General features: G+C 38.2%; 14 protein-coding genes and 1 pseudogene. 11 read left to right on the top strand and 4 right to left on the bottom strand.

Annotated features, from left to right (window positions below; all coding sequences use genetic code 11):
• Positions 1–199 (top strand): hypothetical protein (locus FTV50_RS16575; protein ID WP_180129252.1); only part of this gene is annotated, 199 nt, incomplete at its 5' end.
• Between the two features lie 56 nt (positions 200–255).
• Here FTV50_RS16575 and FTV50_RS01525 read toward each other — a convergent pair.
• Positions 256–1,443 carry a glycerophosphodiester phosphodiesterase gene (locus tag FTV50_RS01525; protein WP_180020704.1) on the bottom strand — a complete coding sequence of 396 codons (1,188 nt, stop codon included), beginning with the start codon at positions 1,441–1,443 and terminating at the stop codon, positions 256–258.
• Positions 1,444–1,719: 276 nt separating this feature from the next.
• On the opposite strand from FTV50_RS01525, the gene FTV50_RS01530 reads away from it, so the two are divergent.
• The 3 genes from FTV50_RS01530 to FTV50_RS01540 all read left to right on the top strand — a co-directional run bounded on the left by FTV50_RS01530 (position 1,720) and on the right by FTV50_RS01540 (position 7,051).
• Entirely contained in the window at positions 1,720–4,827 is a 3,108-nt protein-coding gene (locus FTV50_RS01530; RefSeq protein ID WP_180023267.1) for a multidrug efflux RND transporter permease subunit, read from the top strand.
• Between the two features lie 209 nt (positions 4,828–5,036).
• Complete coding sequence (mgtE, locus tag FTV50_RS01535; protein WP_180023268.1) at positions 5,037–6,380, top strand: magnesium transporter; 1,344 nt, start codon at positions 5,037–5,039, stop codon at positions 6,378–6,380.
• Positions 6,381–6,460: 80 nt separating this feature from the next.
• On the top strand, positions 6,461–7,051 hold the full coding sequence (locus FTV50_RS01540; RefSeq protein WP_180023269.1) for a DUF4112 domain-containing protein: 591 nt from the start codon (positions 6,461–6,463) through the stop codon (positions 7,049–7,051).
• 161 nt (positions 7,052–7,212) lie between these two features.
• On the opposite strand, the gene htpX is transcribed toward FTV50_RS01540, so the two are convergent.
• Positions 7,213–8,118, bottom strand: a complete 906-nt coding sequence (gene htpX / locus FTV50_RS01545; RefSeq protein ID WP_180023270.1) for a protease HtpX — start codon at positions 8,116–8,118, stop codon at positions 7,213–7,215.
• A gap of 133 nt (positions 8,119–8,251) precedes the next feature.
• Complete coding sequence (locus tag FTV50_RS01550) at positions 8,252–9,115, bottom strand: lytic transglycosylase domain-containing protein (RefSeq protein WP_180023271.1); 864 nt, start codon at positions 9,113–9,115, stop codon at positions 8,252–8,254.
• Between the two features lie 497 nt (positions 9,116–9,612).
• Here FTV50_RS01550 and ttcA point away from each other — a divergent pair, with 497 nt between their 5' ends.
• Both ttcA and FTV50_RS01560 read left to right on the top strand, forming a co-directional pair.
• Positions 9,613–10,542: a tRNA 2-thiocytidine(32) synthetase TtcA gene (gene ttcA / locus FTV50_RS01555; RefSeq protein WP_078192144.1), complete on the top strand. Its 930-nt coding sequence runs from the start codon at positions 9,613–9,615 to the stop codon at positions 10,540–10,542.
• A gap of 222 nt (positions 10,543–10,764) precedes the next feature.
• Positions 10,765–11,148: an SCP2 sterol-binding domain-containing protein gene (locus tag FTV50_RS01560; protein ID WP_078190434.1), complete on the top strand. Its 384-nt coding sequence runs from the start codon at positions 10,765–10,767 to the stop codon at positions 11,146–11,148.
• A 75-nt stretch (positions 11,149–11,223) separates the two neighbouring features.
• Here FTV50_RS01560 and FTV50_RS01565 read toward each other — a convergent pair whose 3' ends face one another.
• The gene (locus FTV50_RS01565) at positions 11,224–12,336 is read right to left on the bottom strand and encodes a transglycosylase SLT domain-containing protein (protein WP_180023272.1); all 1,113 of its coding nucleotides are present in this window, start codon (positions 12,334–12,336) and stop codon (positions 11,224–11,226) included.
• 365 nt (positions 12,337–12,701) lie between these two features.
• Between FTV50_RS01565 and FTV50_RS01570 the strand changes: the two are divergent.
• The 5 genes and pseudogenes from FTV50_RS01570 to FTV50_RS01590 form a co-directional block, all read left to right on the top strand.
• A pseudogene (locus FTV50_RS01570) lies at positions 12,702–12,848 on the top strand (transcription elongation factor GreB); the annotation flags it as partial.
• Positions 12,849–12,959: 111 nt separating this feature from the next.
• The gene (locus FTV50_RS01575) at positions 12,960–14,219 is read left to right on the top strand and encodes a hypothetical protein (RefSeq protein WP_180023274.1); all 1,260 of its coding nucleotides are present in this window, start codon (positions 12,960–12,962) and stop codon (positions 14,217–14,219) included.
• 94 nt (positions 14,220–14,313) lie between these two features.
• Positions 14,314–15,870 carry a site-specific DNA-methyltransferase gene (locus FTV50_RS01580; RefSeq protein WP_180023275.1) on the top strand — a complete coding sequence of 519 codons (1,557 nt, stop codon included), beginning with the start codon at positions 14,314–14,316 and terminating at the stop codon, positions 15,868–15,870.
• 9 nt (positions 15,871–15,879) lie between these two features.
• Positions 15,880–18,570: a DEAD/DEAH box helicase gene (locus FTV50_RS01585; protein ID WP_180023276.1), complete on the top strand. Its 2,691-nt coding sequence runs from the start codon at positions 15,880–15,882 to the stop codon at positions 18,568–18,570.
• A gap of 99 nt (positions 18,571–18,669) precedes the next feature.
• On the top strand, positions 18,670–20,199 hold a 1,530-nt coding region (locus FTV50_RS01590), incomplete at its 3' end, for an AAA family ATPase (RefSeq protein ID WP_180023277.1).

A 20,199-nucleotide genomic window follows, 5' to 3' on the forward strand; every position in this document is an offset into this window, starting at 1 on the left:
ACATCCGACAGCTCCGACAGCTCCGACAGCTCCGACAGCTCCGACAGCTCCGACAGCTCCGACAGCTCCGACAGCTCCGACAGCTCCGACAGCTCCGACAGCTCCGACAGCTCCGACAGCTCCGACAGCTCCGACAGCTCCAGCACCTCAGCCAGTGGCAACGCAGTCAGCCGCAGAATATTTGGCAAACCCACTTTAAGATTTCCGTTTAACAATAAAAAAGACGCCTTGGCGTCTTTTTTCATTTTAGGAAAATTAGGGCTTTTGCAGTTGTGTTAAGGTTTTACGCGCCAGTCCCGGATCATCTGCAAATACACCATCTACACCAGCTTTATAGAAGTTTTCAAATTCTTTAGCCGCACCGGTATCACAACGTTCGGTTGCCACTGAGCTACATTTTAAATAGTCAGGTAAAAAACCATTTTCAGGTCTGAGCGTATAAGGATGGACTTTCAAACCAGCAGCATGGGCATCTTTGACAAAATTGGTTTGTTTAAATTCAGTGTTTGAAAAAATATAGGTTTTACTTGGACCTACACCATCTGCATATTTTGCCACTGATTTTAGGCCTTCTGCAGTGGCTAAACTTGCATAATTTTGAGGTGAGCTTTGTTGCTGTAAGTCACCCGGTATGGCAGTTGGGCTATCTAATAATTGAATAATTTTGCCATGTTTGAGGGTTTTCTTTTGCGTGAGTTGATCACGTAAGTATTTAAGATTGGTGGTTTCAAAAGACTGTAAATATACAGGCGCGATATCACGTGTATAACTGTATTTGGCAAGCGTGGTGAGTAAACGATCTTCCATGGCTAGATTTTGCTGTTGGAAAAATGTTGGATGCTTGGTTTCAATATATAAACCAACAATTTTTCCAGTTTTTTTATAATGAGCTTCGGCAAGTTCAATGATTTGTTCGAGCGTTGGGATGCTGTATTGATCATTATATTGAGTGTTATTAGGGCGATATTGAGCAATACGCTCACGTGCTTTTACATTTTGAGTCAGTTCATTCAAATTAAAGTCTTCCGTAAACCATCCTGTATAGTCGATACCATCGATTTTTTTGGTGGTTTTTCGATCCGCAAATTGTGACAGCGTACTAATATTGGTTGTCCCTGAAATTTCACTTTCATGGCGCGCAACCAGATAGCCATCCTTGGTTGGCACTAAATCGGGTTCGATAAAATCCGCACCATCGTCAATCGCTTTTTGATATGCGGCAAGGGTATGCTCAGGTCGCAAAGCACTGGCACCGCGATGCCCAACAATGACAAAACCTGTATCAGGCAAAACAGGGGGCTTGGTGGCATGGGTTTTATCGTCATCCGAATTACATGCAGATAAACCAAAAACGCTAAAAAGGAGCAGTGAAGACACGCCCCATGAGGATTTTACTTTACTTGTTGTCGCTATATTCAACTGCTTTGTTAATTGTTTTTGCATGGCTGCCTCGGCATCTTTTTATATAAATGAATGATGTTGCAGGCATACATTGCAGGGCAGTGGCTAAGACTTCATGACAGAGGCGGTTTTGTCACATAAATTTACTAAAATAGCTGAAATGGAGGCTCTCCATATTTTCTACATATTTCGCTTCAAGCAAGGTTTTTATGTAGTCTAGGCTTGTAATCAAGCACATTGTGATTGATTATCAATAAGATTTTTTGAAAAAATCAATCAACACATTTTATTTCATTAATTGAAAAGTGACATGGACTGATGCTGTCTAAGTTTTTTATTTATCGACCGATTTTTGCAGGCGTATTGGCGATCATCGTCATGGCGCTCGGGCTATTTGCTGTCCTCAATTTACCCGTAGAGCGCTATCCAGATATTGCGCCACCACGAATTACGGTAAGCGCAAGTTATAGTGGTGCGTCAGCAGAAACAGTTGAGGAAAGTGTCACACAAGTTCTTGAGCAACAAATTAAAGGAATTGATCATCTTTTATATTTTAGTTCAAGTAGCGACTCTTCAGGTCGAAGCCGGATCAGCATCAGTTTTGAAAATGGTACCGACCCAGATACCGCTCAAGTACAAGTACAAAATGCCATAAATGGGGTGATCAATCGATTGCCTGAAGATGTGCAGCGCCAAGGGGTAAATGTCTATAAATCTTTGGGTGATACCCATATGGTTATCGGCCTCTATGATGAGACCGGCAAGAGTTCGAATATCGAACTTGGCGACTATATGATGACGCATCTAGAACAGGACATTGCTCGAATTGAGGGCATCGGTGAAGTCGATGTTTTTGGTTCGCAATTTGCCATGCGCATTTGGCTCAACCCACTGAAACTGAAGCAATATAGCCTCATGCCCAGTGATATCCGTGCGGCTGTCGAATCACAAAATACACAGGTTGCCGCCGGTGCCGTAGGTGAATTGCCGAGTGTTTCGGATCAATATCTCAATGCGAAAGTCACTTCGGGTTCACGTTTAAAGTCAGTTGAAGAATTTGAAAATATTATTGTCAAATCTGCACGAGACGGCAGTTTTGTCTATTTAAAAGATGTTGCACGCGTTGAATTGGGTGCGGAAAATTATTCAGGGGTGAATACCATTAACGGTTATCCATCTTCAGGGATGGGGATCTCGTTGGCTTCTGGGGCAAACGCACTTGAAACCTCTGCCTTAATTAAGCAAGAAATTGAACAGTTAGCGAAGCAATTACCTGCGGGTTATAAAATTGTTTATCCTCGGGATAACACGCCATTTGTACAAGAATCCATTAAAGAAGTGGTGAAAACATTATTTGAAGCCGTTTTACTGGTGGTTTTGGTGATGTTTATCTTCTTACAAAATTGGCGAGCAACGCTGATTCCTGCGATTACCGTGCCTGTGGTGATTCTTGGGACTTTAGCTATTTTATATGCTTTGGGCATGACCATTAATACGCTCACATTGTTTGCATTGGTACTGGCCATCGGTCTGTTGGTCGATGATGCGATTGTGGTGGTGGAAAACGTCGAACGTTTAATGCATGAACAACAGTTAACAGCAAAACAAGCAGCCATAGAGTCGATGCATGAAATTAGTGGGGCATTAATCGGGATTACTTTGGTATTAACTGCTGTCTTCATTCCTATGGCGTTCTTTGGTGGTTCAACGGGTGTGATCTATAGACAATTTTCCATCACACTCGTGGCTGCAATGGGCTTGTCATTGATGGTTGCGCTAATTTTAACCCCTGCATTATGCGCCTTAATTTTAAAACCTAATCCGAAACCACAGCGCTGGGCGATTTGGTTTAACGCCAAATTAGAGATTTTAAAAACCAAATATTTGACCCTTGCACAAGCCACGGTTCGTTATCGCTTATGGACGGTGGTTTTGTTTGCGGGGCTCATTACGGTATTTGCTTTGTTTTATCGTGCTTTGCCGACCAGTTTTATTCCTAGTGAAGACCAAGGTATTTTGAGTGTGCAACTTAAATTACAAGAAGGTGCACCGATGTCGAAAAGTCGTGAGGTCGGTGAACAAATTAGGCAGTACTTTTTAACTGAAGAAAAGCAAAATGTTGATTTGGTGATGATTCGTTATGGACGAAATTTTTCTGGTACGGGTCAAAACTTAGGGCAAGGCTTTATTGCACTGAAGCATTGGGATGAACGTTCAGGACAACACAATTCAGCGCAAGCGATTCGTGAACGTGCTATGAAACATTTTAAAAAATTTAACAATGCACAAATCAATGTCAGCATGCCGTCCTCTGTCAGTGGCCTTGGGCAAACCGATGGTCTGGAATTTTGGCTGCGAGATATGAATGGTGAAGGCCGTGCTTATCTCGATGCGCAATTTAAAAGCTTGCAAGAAAAATCTTCACAATTCAGCAGTTTCGAAAATTTAGACAAACGCTCAAACCCCGATAAAGCCGAGCTAAAAGTGGATATTGATCAAAAACAAGCAATGGCCTTGGGGTTAACTCAAAATGCGATTAATAGCACCATGAGTAGCGCATGGGGCGGTAGCTATATCAACGATTTTATCGACCGTGGGCGCATTAAACGCGTCATGATGCAGGCAGATGCCGAATTTCGTTCTAAACCAGAAGATTTGGCTTATTGGCATGTGCGAAATGATCAAAATGAAATGATTCCATTTAGTAATTTTTCAACCATTGGTTGGAGTGGCGGTCCAGAAGTTGTTAATCGTTTCATGGGCTATACCGCATTACAAATGGAAGCGGATACAGCCAAAAATGTCTCAAGTGGACAAGCCATGCAGGATGTTAAAGCTTTAGTTGATCAAGTGCCGGGTGTGGACGTGGCATGGAGTGGGTTATCCTTTGAAGAGCAAAAATCAAGTCATCAAGCGTTTTGGCTATATTTGGTCTCGATAGGATTTATTTTCCTCTGTCTTGCTGCCCTATATGAAAGTTGGAGTATTCCAACTGCAGTCATGAGTGCGATTCCACTTGGGATAGGCGGTAATATTTTGTTTAGCTACATGGCCGGTTTTCCAAATGACATCTATTTTCAAATTGCTCTACTTACAACAATTGGTTTGTCCTGTAAAAACGCGATCTTGATTGTAGAGTTTGCAGCGATGGCACAAGAAAAAGGCAAACATGTAATCGAAGCTGCAATGGAAGGCGCAGCACTTCGTTTACGTCCTATTTTGATGACCTCTTTGGCTTTTGGTGCGGGAGTGGTTCCTTTAGTTCTTGCTTTTGGTGCAGGTGCAGCCAGTCGCCAAGAGATTGGGGTGAGCGTACTCGGTGGGGTAATATTCGGTACGGTTTTGGTGCTGATCTTTATTCCGTTTATGTATGTCATGGTTCGTTCCATTTTTAAAATCAAACCGGTGTCTGAGTCTATGAAATAAACTTTAGACAGCATCTAGTTGTACGGAAATCCACCGTTAAAGCTTGGATACTTGACGGTGGTTTTTTATTCTGGAGAATTTTTTGGCGGGGAAGAAATTCCACTGAGAACTTTTATAGATATAGAGATCATATTGAAGTGATTTGAAACTCTTCATTTTATCCTTCAAAATGTGTTTAACAAATAAAGATTAAAATTTGAGTGAGTTGAATGGCGGATTTAATACAAAGACAGCGTGATATTTCCGCTTTGTTGCAACAACAAAATTATACAGAGGCCGTTGGTGTTTTACAGCCTCTGAACTATGCTGATCAGGCCCGTTTAATTCAGCAATTTCCAATTGAATATCAAATTGAGTTACTTTCAGGTTTAGCGCATCAAGGTTTGGTTTTTGAGTTTTTCCCTTTTGAGTCACAGCGACAGCTGATTTCGCGTTATCCACTGCGTCTACAAATTGAATTATTTGATGACATGCATTCTGATGATGCAACGGATTTATATAAAAGCTTAACAGATGCAGAACAAGATCGAATTTACCAACAACTTGATCAAGATACACAAGAGCATTTAAAGGCGTTATCTGCTTATGCAGAAGAGTCTGCAGGCGCAATCATGAGCTCAGACTATGTCAGTATGCCTGCTGACTTTACCATGCAACAAGCCATAGAGGCCTTGCGCCATGAACCGCATGACCGTGAAACCCTGTATTTAATTTATGTCACCAATGATCAGTCTCAATTAAAAGGGGTGATTTCACTGCGGCAAATTTTGCAAGCCGACCGTGATGCACGGATTCAAGAGGTGATGACCAAAGATGTAGTGACTGGTTGGATAGACGAAGACCAAGAAAGTATTGCACGTAAACTGGCTGAATATGATTTTATGGCCTTGCCGATTGTGGATCATGCCAAGCGTTTGATGGGGATTGTCACCTATGATGATGCGATGGATGTGGTACAGGCTGAAACTACCGAAGACTTTTTAAAAGCTAGTGCAGTGAGTACCGAACCAGGTATGAGCATTAAGAAAGCACCGATTTTAAAGTTGTATCAAAAGCGGGTGTTTTGGTTGGTGATATTGGTCTTTGGCAGTTTATTGTCCGGTTTAGGTATTTCCTATTATGAAGATATCATTGCCGCACATATCGTCTTGGTTTTTTTCTTACCCTTACTGGTCGGAAGTGGAGGCAATGCAGGTTCTCAGTCTGCGACCTTAATGGTGCGAGCGCTTGCCACAGGGGATGTAAAGATTCGTGATTGGTTTTATTTGTTGGGGAGAGAGACGCTTGTTGCTCTTTGCTTAGGCGGAACCATGGCCATTGCTGTATCGATTTTAGGCTACTACCGTGGTGATGCAACCGTGGCCTTGGTCTTGGCACTGAGTATGATGGGTATCGTATTGCTCGGTTGTTTAATTGGCATGAGTTTGCCTTTCATACTCAATAAGTTAAAGCTCGATCCTGCAAGCGCTTCTGCACCTTTGGTAACCTCGATTTGTGATGCGACTGGCGTGGTGGTGTATTTGATGATTGCTTCACAATTGCTCAATTTATAGAGATTAGCATTTTGCAACAGATTGAAGACTTCTAATATGTTTTAATCTCAGTGATTTACACGTTTTTTATTGGATAAAACATGGCTGAACCATTAAAACAAAAAATGTCAAAGCAAGAAGTCATTCGTCTTGAACGCGATCTCGCAAAGTTTGCCAATATGATGGACTCCGTGGTTCGGATTCCATTTACCAGACAAGGGGTAGGTGCGGACGCAGCGTTGAGTACCATTCCCGTAGCTGGTGATATCGCAGGATTTATCTTGACCTGTTATGCCGTCTATAAAGCCAAACAGATTGGCGTACCACAAGCCAAATTAAATGGTGTGATGAAACTCGCAGTTATAGATGCTGTCGTGGGGTTTATTCCTGTTGCAGGGACGATCTTTGATGTGTTTATTCGACCGAGCCGTAAAGCTTTAGATGTTGTACATACGCACATTCGTGAAGAATATCAAATCAGTACAGATCAACATGTGATACATCCGTTTTTACATGAAAAATTAGAACAGAAACAACAGCAATCTGCTTTTTGGCGCAACCCTGTGGTTGCATGGATATGGATCCATATCCCAGATATACTCGGGATGATTTTCTTATTAATCTTTATCTTTGCAATTTATATGGGTGGTTCATTGCTTTGGCAATGGCTAAAGGCCAATGGAGTATTGTAGATAGAAATGCCTTGTTGCTTGAACGCGATCACTGAGAGGCTATTCAATTGAAAGATCGTTCAGCTGAAAGATTATTGATAAGACAATAAATGTTCGGAAAAAATTAGACTTAAAAAAGCCTCCATAGGGAGGCTTTTTTACGACATACATTAGATGCTCGATTATGGGCAATCTAATTGTTGTAATGCCGCAACACGTTGTTCAATCGTTGGGTGTGTTTGGAACAATGCAGCTAAACTGAAACTTTGTTCTTGACCCGCAGAAATTGCAAAGGCTTTCATTTCTTTTGGCATTTGATCTGGCATTTCAGATTCTGCTTGTAAACGTAACAGAGCAGAAATCATCGCTTGTTTACCTGCTAAACGCGCACCAGCTTCATCGGCACGGTATTCACGGTAGCGAGAGAACCACATCACAATGGCAGACGCTGCGATACCAAAAACAATATCTAATACAATCGTAATGACAAAATATGCGATACCCGGTGCTTCACCATCTTCACGACCAAAAACATTACGGTCAATGAAGTCACCTGCTACACGCGCAAAGAACATCACAAAGGCGTTGACTACACCTTGCACCAATGCAAGGGTTACCATATCACCATTGGCTACGTGACCAATTTCGTGAGCGAGTACGGCACGGAGCTCGTCTTTGTTCATACGCTCAAGTAGACCGGTAGAAACTGCTACTAAAGCATCATTTTTATTCCAGCCTGTTGCAAAGGCATTTGACTGGTACGATGGGAAAATACCCACTTCTGGCATTTTGATACCAGAACGTTGTGCTAGTTGCGCAACTTCGTTAAGTAACCATGCTTCAGCTTGGTTACGTGGTGCATTAGGGTCAATCAGCTCTGTACCCGTGGTTTTCTTCGCCATCCATTTTGACATGAATAGTGAGATCATTGAACCCACCATACCGAACACAAAACAGATTACGAGCAAGTTGCCTAAGTTTAAGCCGCCTGCACCATGGTAACTACCGACACCGAAGAGTGACAAGATTATGCCAGCTACAACCAGTACCGCGAGGTTGGTCAGCAAGAACAAACCAATCCGCATCATTGGGTAAATCCTCTTATTATAGAAAAATGATCTGATTTACAAATAAAAATCATTAAACTCAATATGAGGTGAAAGTCTTAAAATTTCAAGGAAAAATTAGTAAAACAGATGCAATTTTACAAAATCAGTGAATTTATTCATTGAAATAAATACGCGCTGAAGCAGACGCATTTGCTGTGGCAAATGAACCTGAAGGTGCGTCGGTAAAACTACCATTGTCTGTTTGAATAATTTGACGTGCCGATGATTTAGCAACCGTAGGGGCAGCAGCATGATAATTATCCGAACTGGCAATAATCCGACCACTATTTGAAGCGATATTGGAATTACTCGAACCTGATACACTTAAACTACCAGCATATAGGTTGTTGTAGCGGCTAGTGACACGGCGGACATAATCTTGTGTTTCGCGAAAAGGTGGGATACCACCATATTTTGCGACATTGCCTTCACCTGCGTTATAACCTGCTAAAGCAAGAGACGTATTGCCATTAAAACGTTTCAGTAGCCAAGATAAATATCGAGCACCAGCCATAATGTTCTGATGAGGATCATAAGCATTTGTTACATTGAAGCGACGTGCTGTGGCAGGCATGAGCTGCATTAAACCTTGAGCCCCAACAGGTGAACGAGCATTAGTGTTAAAGCCTGATTCGGTATGCATCACCGCTTTGATTAGACCTTCGGAAACACCATGTTGGGCCGCTGCTTGTTTAATAATATTGTCAAAGGCATTTTTATTCCTACTATAGCTGGGTAACACAGACGCTTCATTTGAGCCCCAGTTACTATAACTATGGATATTACTGTCCGGATAGTAGGTTTTTTTCTCAACTTTTAGATTGCTATAGCGGCCTTGTTTATTGGTCAGTAACGTTGTGCCATTACTTTCACGCAATTGATAAATCGTTTGGCCAGCAAAAATGTTTGGTGCTGCTAAACTGATAGCCACACTTCCACCTAATAACAGCCCCAAAGTCCAAGTAATGTTTTTCATTTTATTGTGAAGAAAAATTCTGTCCCCAAACAGTTAAAGAGAGTGTATCAAAAAAAAATTAGATGAAAAGGCTTCATAGACTGATTTCTTCTTTACTTTGTAAAAATCAAGTCATTTTGATGATTCAATAATCAAAAAAAATATTTATTTTTTTTTATTGATCTTAACTTGACACGATTAAGTCATTGATAATTAAACTTATTTAAATTGATCAAAAAATGATCAATTTAAATAAAAGCCTTAAAATAAGGGCGGCTCACCTTGTCAAGTCATTTAGAATCCACAAAGTTATCCACAGCTTTTGTGGACAACTGTGGAAAAGTCCAAAAGATAAGCATTTGGGCTAAAAAATGAACTGTACCGTATAGAATATTGCACTGAAGATTACGTGATCATGACAGTATTTCTACTTTTTTCGGAAATTACATTCTTTTGATGCGAGAAGTCTGCGAATCGGATAAAATTGCGCGGTATTTTTTTTTAGGTTTAACTCGTCTATGTTCTCGCCAGTTGAGTCCGAACAAGGATTTAATTTCAAACCAGAACTACCAACTAGCTCTGCGTATTATCGTTTATTGAAAAAGCTACGCCGTCAGGTCGGTCATGCTATTCGTGATTTTAAAATGATCGAAGAGGGTGACAAAGTGATGGTCTGTATTTCAGGCGGTAAGGACAGTTATACCCTGCTCGACATTTTGTTGCAGTTTAAGCGTATTGCGCCGATTAATTTTGATGTGGTTGCGGTCAACCTTGACCAAAAACAGCCGGGTTTCCCTGAAGACGTATTGCCACGTTATTTAGAAGAAAACAAAATTCCGTATTACATCTTAGAAAAAGATACTTACAGCATTACCAAACGTTTAACACCAGAAGGTAAAACGTACTGCGCAGTGTGCTCGCGTCTACGTCGTGGTTCGTTATACGGCTTTGCTCAAGAAATTGGGGCGACGAAAGTGGCTTTAGGTCATCACCGTGATGATATTTTGGCGACGTTCTTTTTGAACTTGTTCCATGGCGGCAGCTTAAAAGCCATGCCACCGAAATTATTGTCTTCTGACAAAAAGAACATTTTGATTCGTCCACTGGCTTATGTGGAAGAAAAAGACATTATCAAATATGCAGAAATGCGTAAGTTCCCAATTATCCCGTGTAATTTGTGTGGTTCTCAGGAAAACTTACAACGTGCGATGCTAAATGACATGCTGCGTACTTGGGATAAAGAATTTCCTAAACGTTTACACAGTATTTTTGGTGCTTTGCAAAATGTTTCGCCCTCACAACTGGCTGACCGTGAGTTATTCGACTTTGAAGCCCTAGATGAACAACGCGAATTTGATTTTAAAAATAGCGAAAGTTGTTCAACTGAAGAAGGTGAGTCAGAAAGCAAACGCATTAATATGGTGAACTTAGGGTTTATGGCAGATTAAGCCGAAAACCTCATCACGCAAAAGGCATTCTACGGAATGCCTTTTTTATGCTTATGATTTTTCTCATTTTGTTATTAAACAGTTAAATATTGAACGGTGCGTACAAAAAACTTTAGCCTTTTCACAAATGATCATGCTATAACAAACCTCAAGCAAAATATGCTTGCACTGATGTTGTCCGGAACGGCAACACACACGAACAAAATAAATTGAGGAAAGATCATGCCTGCTTTTTTAACTGATGATTGGTTTTCAACTGTAGAAACTCTGACAGCTCAAGCTGGTGATTTAAACTTACCACCTGCATTGGCTAATCTTGCAATTAACCTTGTGGTTGCTGACGCTGCAGGCAATACTGAATTGTCATTAGACGGTGGTGCAATTAAAAAAGGTTTATCTTCAAACGCGAAAACAACGTTGAACATGGATGCTGAAACTTTACGTAAAGTATTCCTTGAGTTTGATATGGCTGCAGCGATGCAAGCGTTTATGACGGGCAAAATAAAAGTACAAGGTGATATGTCACAATTGATGGCATTGCAAACAGCAAAACCAAGTACTGAGCAAAAAGATTTATTCAAAAAAGTACTTGAGCAAACTGCTTAAGTTTAAAACGAAAAAAGCTTACCCGAAGGTAAGCTTTTTTTGTGCGCTCACATGTAAATGTTAGGTGGACGCATATTAGATATTCACAAGTTGAGGTGTGGTTTTAATATGTTCCAAATACGCACGAATACGCGTGACATATTGCACAGCTTGACGATAACGACCATTGCTCGCCTTGTTACGGTCTAGATAAGCATATAAATTCACCCACTTATTTGGGTTTTTACCCTGAGATTGGATGCGCTTTTGAATCTGACTTACAGCACCAGGACCCATGTTATAAGCCACTAAGGCATACCAATTACGATCTGGGTATGGAATGTTACTATAACGGTTTAGCATTTGGTCATAGTACTTTGCACCACCTTGAATGCTTTGAGTCGCATCTGTACGGTTGCTCACACCCATGGCTTTTGCTGTACTGTTGGTCAGCATCATAATGCCACGAACACCCGTTGGGGATACCGAGTCAGGTTTGAGGTAAGACTCTTGATAACCAATCGCTGCCAATAAATGCCAGTCTAGATCGTATTGCTTGGCCGTGTTTTTAAAACTTGCCTTATAGATCGGCATACGTTTACTTAAATCACGTTGAATCACATTCCAAGAATCTTGTTTGACCACATTACGGTTGTAGAATGATGCCAACTGTCCAATTGCGCCATTTTGTTTGGTACGGCAAATAAAACCACTCGCGGTTTGGCTTAGTGGATCATCTGCATTTTTAAATACCCAGTTTAAGTTGCTGTTTAAACCATTCTTTTTTAAAGAAACGGTATCACCACAACTGGCTGAAAATGACGTCAAATGCTTGGCTTCAATGGTACTCATTTCGGCAGTGGTCATAGCAAAATTGGCTTGACCTTTGGCAACCATTTTTAAAGCAGTGGCATTGTCATTCACTGTTTTAAAATCTAATTGGACATTTAAACTTTCTGCATAGTTACGTGCAAGGTCGTAACCAAAACCATGTCGATGTTTACCATCCTGAAAAACAATGGCAGGATTGGCAACTGCAACAACAGTGAGTTTATTACTGTTGACGACAGCATCATATTGATGTGCTGTTTTGCTGGCATTAATACTGTGAAAAGGAATTAAGACAGTACTAAGTGCAAGCGCTTTAAATGGGAGAGAGTTAAAAGAGTTAAGGCAAAGCCTCGACCCAGAAGTTGAACTACTGTGCATGTTGTCTCCGCTACAAGTAATTTATGCCCTAAAAAGCAAAGGCAAACAGGCCTCAGACTTTTTCAAGTTTGATAAATTCAATAAGGGTTGGGCAGTCATGACGTCATTCAAAAATGACTAGGGGGTTTCGGGAAATATGTAGAAAATCTACACTGGATAAAAATTAAACAAGCCTAAAAGATGTGCGCATAATAATGAGCAAAAAAATACTTGTCAAATTTTGTACGAAAAAATATTAAAATATGTAACATAAACAATTGATTTTGTTTGGGAATAAATTTTATATACTTTGCCTGTGTAGAAATGGAGGATAAAATAGGCATGTTTTGTAAAAATCAGCACTTGCTCAAGGCCTAAAAATCATCATGAAATCTAACTTAGTTACCCGTGGTGGACACGATTTATTGGTCGCTGAACTTCAACATTTATGGCATGAAGAGCGACCTGAAATTACCAAAAAAGTGAACTGGGCGGCTAGTCTTGGAGATCGTTCGGAAAACGCGGATTTGCAATTATAACCCCATTTTATATACTATTTCACATTTAATTTAATTAAATCAAATGCTTATAAATAGTATATATACTATTCACATATACTATTCTAAATTTTGGACCTATTCAGCATGGTTAAAGAAAAGTTTGAGTTTGAGATTATTTCAGAAGAGGTAGAAATATCTGAGCTATTGCAGGATTATTGGAAATTTGGCGAAAAGAAGAAATTCGCACTAACAGTTAAAGAAATACTTATGAAGTATAGTATTCAAACGCCTTCAATCTTAGCGAAAGAAGTCAGTAAAATTGGTTTTTTACAGGTAAGTAGATTAAAGAATTGCGGCAAATGTTTTGATAAACATAAGTTTTATGTTAGAAACAATTTTAATTATTATATAGATAGATTAAAAAATGTTGATAATAGGTGTATTGACTGTACTAATGAAAAATATATAAAATATGCTCTGGATACGCTAGAATATTATAAAAAAAATTATAAACCATCAGCACCTAACTTAATTGAAAAACAAGAGCTAAGTTATTTAGAAAAAATACACTTATATTTATTGATCGAAAATTATATTAAATATTTTCGAGTAGGAAAAAATTGGTATTATTCACATGCTCTTAGTGGTTATTCCTGTCATGTTATTTTAGAAGGCTTGGTTGAAAAAGGTTTTATTTTTAATCATGATAGTAATATAGAATTTATAAATAGAAAAAATAATTTGGGAGTCATATATCAAAAAAATAAAAGTATTTTTGATAGCTCTTTGAGTGAAAAAATATTTAATTTTCTACAGATTAATTTTGAGTATCATACAGAAATATTGATTCCTTTTCAGTTTGAAAATATTAATGATTGGTTTATGGAACTATTTAATGATATTCAAGGTCATAAATTAAAATTAGATGATATCAAAGATATAGAGAAATTTTTACTTAATATGCGAATTTCAGAAATATATGATCTTGCAGAGTTTGTTTGTGAGGTGAATAAGATACCACTACTCAAAAATAATGCTTTGGAGTTTGAATTTATCAGAGTAGCTGATAAATATAATTTAGAGCAGATCTATAATATTTTTAATTATCAAGCGACTTATACTACATCTACTCTTTATAAAATAAGTGTTTCTGAACATGACTCTTTAAAGTTTAGTAAAAATAAGCTTTTTACTAAAAATATTGGTTATTTTATAACTCGCATGGAGCAAAAAAGTTCAGATCAACATTATTCAAAACCCTTACCTTTATCTTGGGAGCAGTCTGAATTTGAGCAATTTGTCAGTGCTCACATTATAGGGAGTGCTGAAAAATGGGACAAATTAACACCAAAACAAATTTTATCTCGTTGGTTAGATGCCGTGGAATATGATTTAGAAGAATAAATTCGAAATGGATCTGTTTTAATACCTAAAATTTTTTATTCATTTCACTATTTTTGATAAGATTGACTCAATTTTTTATTGACTCACTATTGTTATGCCACTATTAGATTGGGTGAACCGCAACCAAGCTGAAGAAACAGCCACTCAAGTTCCATATCACCTTTTAAAATTCGAAAAATCATATGGTGATGTTGAGCAGGCAAAAGAAAATCTTATCATTCAAGGCGATAACTTACAGGCACTTAAAGCACTTTTACCACTGTATGGCGGTCAGGTGAAATGTATTTTTATTGATCCACCATACAATACACAATCAGCTTTTGAGCACTATGACGATAAGTTGGAACATGCTCAATGGCTGTCGATGATGTATCCACGCCTGCAACTGCTCAAAGACCTTCTAGCTGAAGATGGATCTATTTGGATTACGCTTGATGATAACGAAGCACATTATATGAAAGTATTATGTGATGAGGTTTTTACAAGGTCTAACTTTGTAGCTAATGTTATTTGGCAAAAAAAATATTCTATCGCTAACGATCATAAAACAATAGCACCTGTTCACGATCACCTTCTTGTCTATCGTAAATCTGAGAAGTGGCTTAGAAACCTTTTGCCGCGAACAGAAGAAAATAATAAACAATATAGATTGAGTGATGAAAAGGGATTATTTCGCCCAGATAATTATACCTGTGGTAAAACAATTGAAGAAAGACCTAACCTTTATTATGAAGTTACTCAACCTAATACAGGTGAAAAAATTTATCCTAAAAAAACGGCTGTCTGGCGTTACTCATATGAGCAGCATCTTGAGCATGTTAAGAATGATATGATTTATTGGGGCAAAGATGGAAAAGGTAAAGTTCCAGCTTTTAAAAGATACTTACATAATTTAAAGAATGATGGGATTGTTCCGAGTACATTTTGGTCTTTTGATTTTGCAGGGCATACTGACTTATCTAGAAAAGAAATACGAAATATTCTTGATAGTACATCATTAGTTAATGATTTTATTACCGCTAAACCTGAATTGTTAATTTCTAAAATACTTCATATCGCTACTAATTCAAACGATATAGTTCTCGACTCTTTTCTAGGCTCAGGCACAACAGCAGCTGTTGCCCATAAAATGGGAAGACGCTATATCGGGATTGAAATGGGCGAGCATGCAAAGACCCATGTTATTCCACGCCTTGAAAAAGTCATTAGTGGTGAACAAGGTGGTATTTCAAAGGCTGTGAATTGGCAAGGTGGAGGCGGTTTTAGCTTCTATAAATTAGGCAATCCAGTGTTTGATGATCAAGGCTTTTTAAATGCTGATGTTAAGTTTAAAGACCTTGCAAGTTATGTTTGGTGGCTTGAGACGAAAACAGCTCTAAATCAAACGGAGAGCTTTGATAATCCATATTTAGGTACACATGATGGAGTTGCTTACTATCTTCTGTATAACGGTATTCTAGGTGATAGACGTCCGAATGGTGGTAATGTCTTGACGCTATCAATTTTAAACTACTTAAATGAATGTCATGCACATGAAGGTAAACGAGTCGTTATAGGCGAAGCATCACGACTTGGAGATGCGCGACTTGAAGCTCTAGACATTGAGTTTAAACAAATTCCATATTCGCTTTATGGCAACCAAGCTCAGTAAGGATTGCGTATGTCACTTAAATTAAAACAGTATCAAATAGATTCTTTAAAAGCATTAGAGCAATTCTTTACTTTGGCAGCATCATTAGGGGCAGAGAAAGCATTTAAACGCTGTGTAGGCGAAAATATTGCTTATAACGACCGATTGGAGGGAATACCAAGCGTATGCCTACGTGTACCTACAGGTGGTGGTAAGACGCTGCTTGCAGCGCATAGTATTCCTAAAGTGGCACAGAGTTATGTAAATACTGAGAGTCCTATTGTATTGTGGCTTGTACCAACAGATATGATTCGACAGCAAACACTTGCTGCGCTTGCTAATGTCAATCACCCTTATAGACAAGCCTTACAAGGCTATTATGGCGATCGCATCAAAATATGTGACATTGAAGGGCTTCAATCGCTCAACAAGCATGATGTTGGACAGTCATGTATTGTCATTGTGACCACTATTCAGATATTCAATATTGATAAAGAAAAGACCTATCAGCGCAATGCTTATGCTTTTGACGAATCATTGAGTGAACACTTTACTCAATTGACTCCACAGCAAGCCGAAAGTATGGATAAAGTAACTGCTGATACTTTGCAATATCAGCCATTCCTAACTGAAAAAGATATTGGAAGAGTCAAGCATTCATTAGTGAATTTCTTTAACTTGCATAGACCAATTATTGTTGTGGATGAAGCGCATAAAAACCGTGGTGGAAAAACATTCTTCCCAACGTTGAAGCGTCTCAACCCAAGTTGCTTAGTAGAGCTGACAGCAACACCAAAAGATAATAATGTTCTTTACTCAGTTTCTGCTGCGCAATTGAAAGTAGCAGAAATGATTAAGCTGCCAGTCGTATTAACTGAACATCCAAATAGTTGGCAAGATTGTATCCGTGATGCGCTGATTCAACGACAAAAGTTAGAAGTCCTTGCACAAAGTGAAAAAGAATATATTCGCCCAATTTTATTGATCCAAGCCCAAGATAAAAATGGTGAGGCGAATGTAGAAGCTGTTAAACAGCATTTGTTAAGTGAATATGAAAATATAACTGAAGATTGGATTGCGATCTCTACAGGGCAAACCAAAGAGCTTGAAGATGAAAATCTCTTTAGTCCTCAGAGTAAAGTCAAAATTGTGATTACAGTCGAAGCACTGAAAGAAGGTTGGGATTGCTCATTTGCCTATGTACTTGCGAGTTTGCAAAATATCAACTCTGCAACTGATGTAGAGCAGTTATTAGGTCGTGTCTTACGTATGCCGTATGCAAAACTACGTCAGAATGACGAACTCAATAAAGCATATGCACACGTTGTATCAAGTTCAATCGCTCAAGCTACGATGCTTCTTAAAGACCGTATGGTGCAGAATATGGGCTTTGATAAATGGGAAGCAGATGCCTCGATCGTTGTAAATCCACAACCTGAGTTAGATCTAGGAACTACAGGTCAAGGGACTACTCAACCAAAGACTCCTGAGGTCATGGTCTCTATTCCATTTGTTGTTACACCTGAACTTATTCCCACTAATTTACAACCAGCGATTCAAACGAGAGAAAATAGCCAAGGTACGTCCTTAATTATTAATAATGGGACGACTGATGAAGAGTTTGATCAAATTGAAAAAGCTGTAATTGAAAAAGCCACTCCGAAACAAAAAACTCAAATACAAGAAGTTTTCAAAGAAGCTCGTGCTGAGCGACAAGCACATCAAGCACCTGAGAATTGGAATGCCACATTTGCACTTATTCCACAGCTAGGTTTATTCGTTGATGGTGAATGGCAAATTGCAGACAAAGAAACAATTGAAGATTCGGTTGAATGGAATTTATTAGATTATCCAGTTCAATTGGAAGGTTTTAACATACGTGAAACTGTGAGTAGCTTTGCAATTGACCTAAATCTTGAAGAAGAGCAGTTGAGTTATGAATTACTCAATAGCCAACAGATCCAATTTGACGATATGCCAACACCAATCACCGAAAATGATTTGTTGAATTGGTTAGATCGGAAAACAAGAAGAGCAGGATTAACGCAAATTCAGTTAAGAGCGTATTTAACCAAGCTCATTAGTCACTTGTTGAATGAGCGTAGATTTACACTGACTCAACTACATCGTGCTCAATTCCAATTGTCACTAGCTGTTTCTCGTGAGCTTGACCGACTTTTTGAACTTGCTCGTAAACAAGCATTCCAAAGTGATTTATTTGCAGAGTTGAAAGTGGCAGAAGAATCAAAACTAGAAAATAGTTTTGAGTTTAAGCGTGGAATTTACCCAGTTAGAAAGCCTTATCGCGGTAGCTATAAGTTTAAAAAGCATTTCTATGCTCAGATTGATGATTTAAAAGAAAAGACTGAATCAGGAAAGATTTCTGAAGAGTTTAAATGTGCTCAGCTCTTGGATATACATCCTAAAGTAAAATATTGGGTACGTAATATTCCTAAGCAACCACATACTTCGTTTTGGTTACCAACAGAGAGGGACTACTTCTATCCAGACTTTGTGGCTGAATTAGTAGATGGCTCAATTTTTGTTTTGGAGTATAAAGGTGGTCACTTAGATACTGCTGATGATGCTCGAATTAAAAATGCTATTGGTAAACAGTGGGCTAAAGATAGTGATGGTATGCGACTATTTTTGATGGCTAAAAAGCAAGATGAGGCTGGACGTAGTTTGGAAGAGCAAATTAACCAAATGTTAGCAACCTAAGTTAAAGATATTAAATAAAACAGCACTATCAAGTGCTGTTTTATATTATGAAAAATTTGTAGAGTTGAACTTAATAATAAATTTATATGTGGGGGATAAATGTTTATATCAGCTATCGAAATAGAGAATTTTCGTAATTTTAAGCATCAAAAAATAGATTTTAATGAAGGTGTAAATGTAATAATTGGTCATAACAATGCTGGAAAAACCAATTTATTGACTGCTCTTTCATTAGTTGTAAATCCTGATAAAAATAAAAGATTAGATGTTGATGACTTTAATAAAAATGTTGCATTTTCAGAGCTAAAGACATCACCCCCGAAGATAAGTCTTCAAGTTACTTTAAAAAAAGGATGTGATCCGTCACCAGATGATCTAGCTATGGTTGCAAATTGGCTAACTAAGCTAGAATCTGATTTTGAGGCTAAACTGACTTATGAATTTTTTCTTCCAGAAAAAGAAGTTCCTAAATACATCTCTGCCATGTTAGAAATTGATGAAACTCATGAAAATTGTCGAAATATTGCTTGGAAAACAATTAAAAATGACTTCATACGACTTTATTCTTATAAAATTTACGGTGGCGAGATTGCTAATCGTGCTGTAGCAGATGGGGAATCACTTAGCAAATTTGATTTTCAATTCTTAGATGCGATCCGAGACGTTGAGAGGGATATGCTAACAGGAAAAAATACATTATTAAAAAATGTATTTGATTTCTTCATGGACTATGACATTAAAAGTGATTCCATAAAATCTGAAGAAAATAAAATTATAGAAATTAAAACAAGAAAGAATAACTTCTTATCAGACATTGAACCTGTAATTAATTCTATTCATGAACGTATAGAATTAGGGAAAGAAAAAATATTATCTTATGCTGATGAAACAGGAGCTTCATTTAATAAGGCTAAACCTAATTTTGAAGGCAATATTTCAGATATAGAAATGTTTTCATTTCTAAGATTAATTATTGAATATGAAACAGGGGTTAAAATACCAGCAACTCATAATGGCTTAGGTTATAACAATTTAATTTTCATGTCTTTATTACTTGCAAAAATGCAAGTCAATGCTGACGGAAAGTATATGGGAGATAATGCAAAAGTATTTTCCACATTAGTTATTGAAGAACCTGAGGCTCATCTCCATCTAGCAATGCAATATAAATTTCTACAATTCTTAAAGAAAAATAAAAAAGAAGGAAAAGTACGACAAATTTTTGTAACCTCACATTCTACCCATATTACATCTGCTGTTTCACTTTCAGAAATCATTTGTCTGTACAAAGACGCTGATGAAACAAAGGTTAGTTATCCAGATAAGATTTTTCCTATTGATGGAAAAAGTAAGAGATATGTACAAAGGTTTCTGGATGCTACGAAATCAGACATTTTGTTTGCACAGAAAATTTTATTTGTAGAAGGTATTGCTGAGCAATTACTAATGTCTATTTTTGCTAAATATCTTGATAAATCTTTGGAAGATCATCATGTTGCGGTAGTAAATGTTGGTGGAAGATATTTCACGCATTTTCTACATTTATTTGATAGCAATGAACCTAATACAATTTTTAAGAAAATTGCCTGTATCACAGATATTGATCCAGAAAGAAAAATAAAGTCTGCT

It is taken from the genome of Acinetobacter sp. YH1901134, from assembly GCF_013416965.1.
Lineage (GTDB): Bacteria > Pseudomonadota > Gammaproteobacteria > Pseudomonadales > Moraxellaceae > Acinetobacter > Acinetobacter amyesii.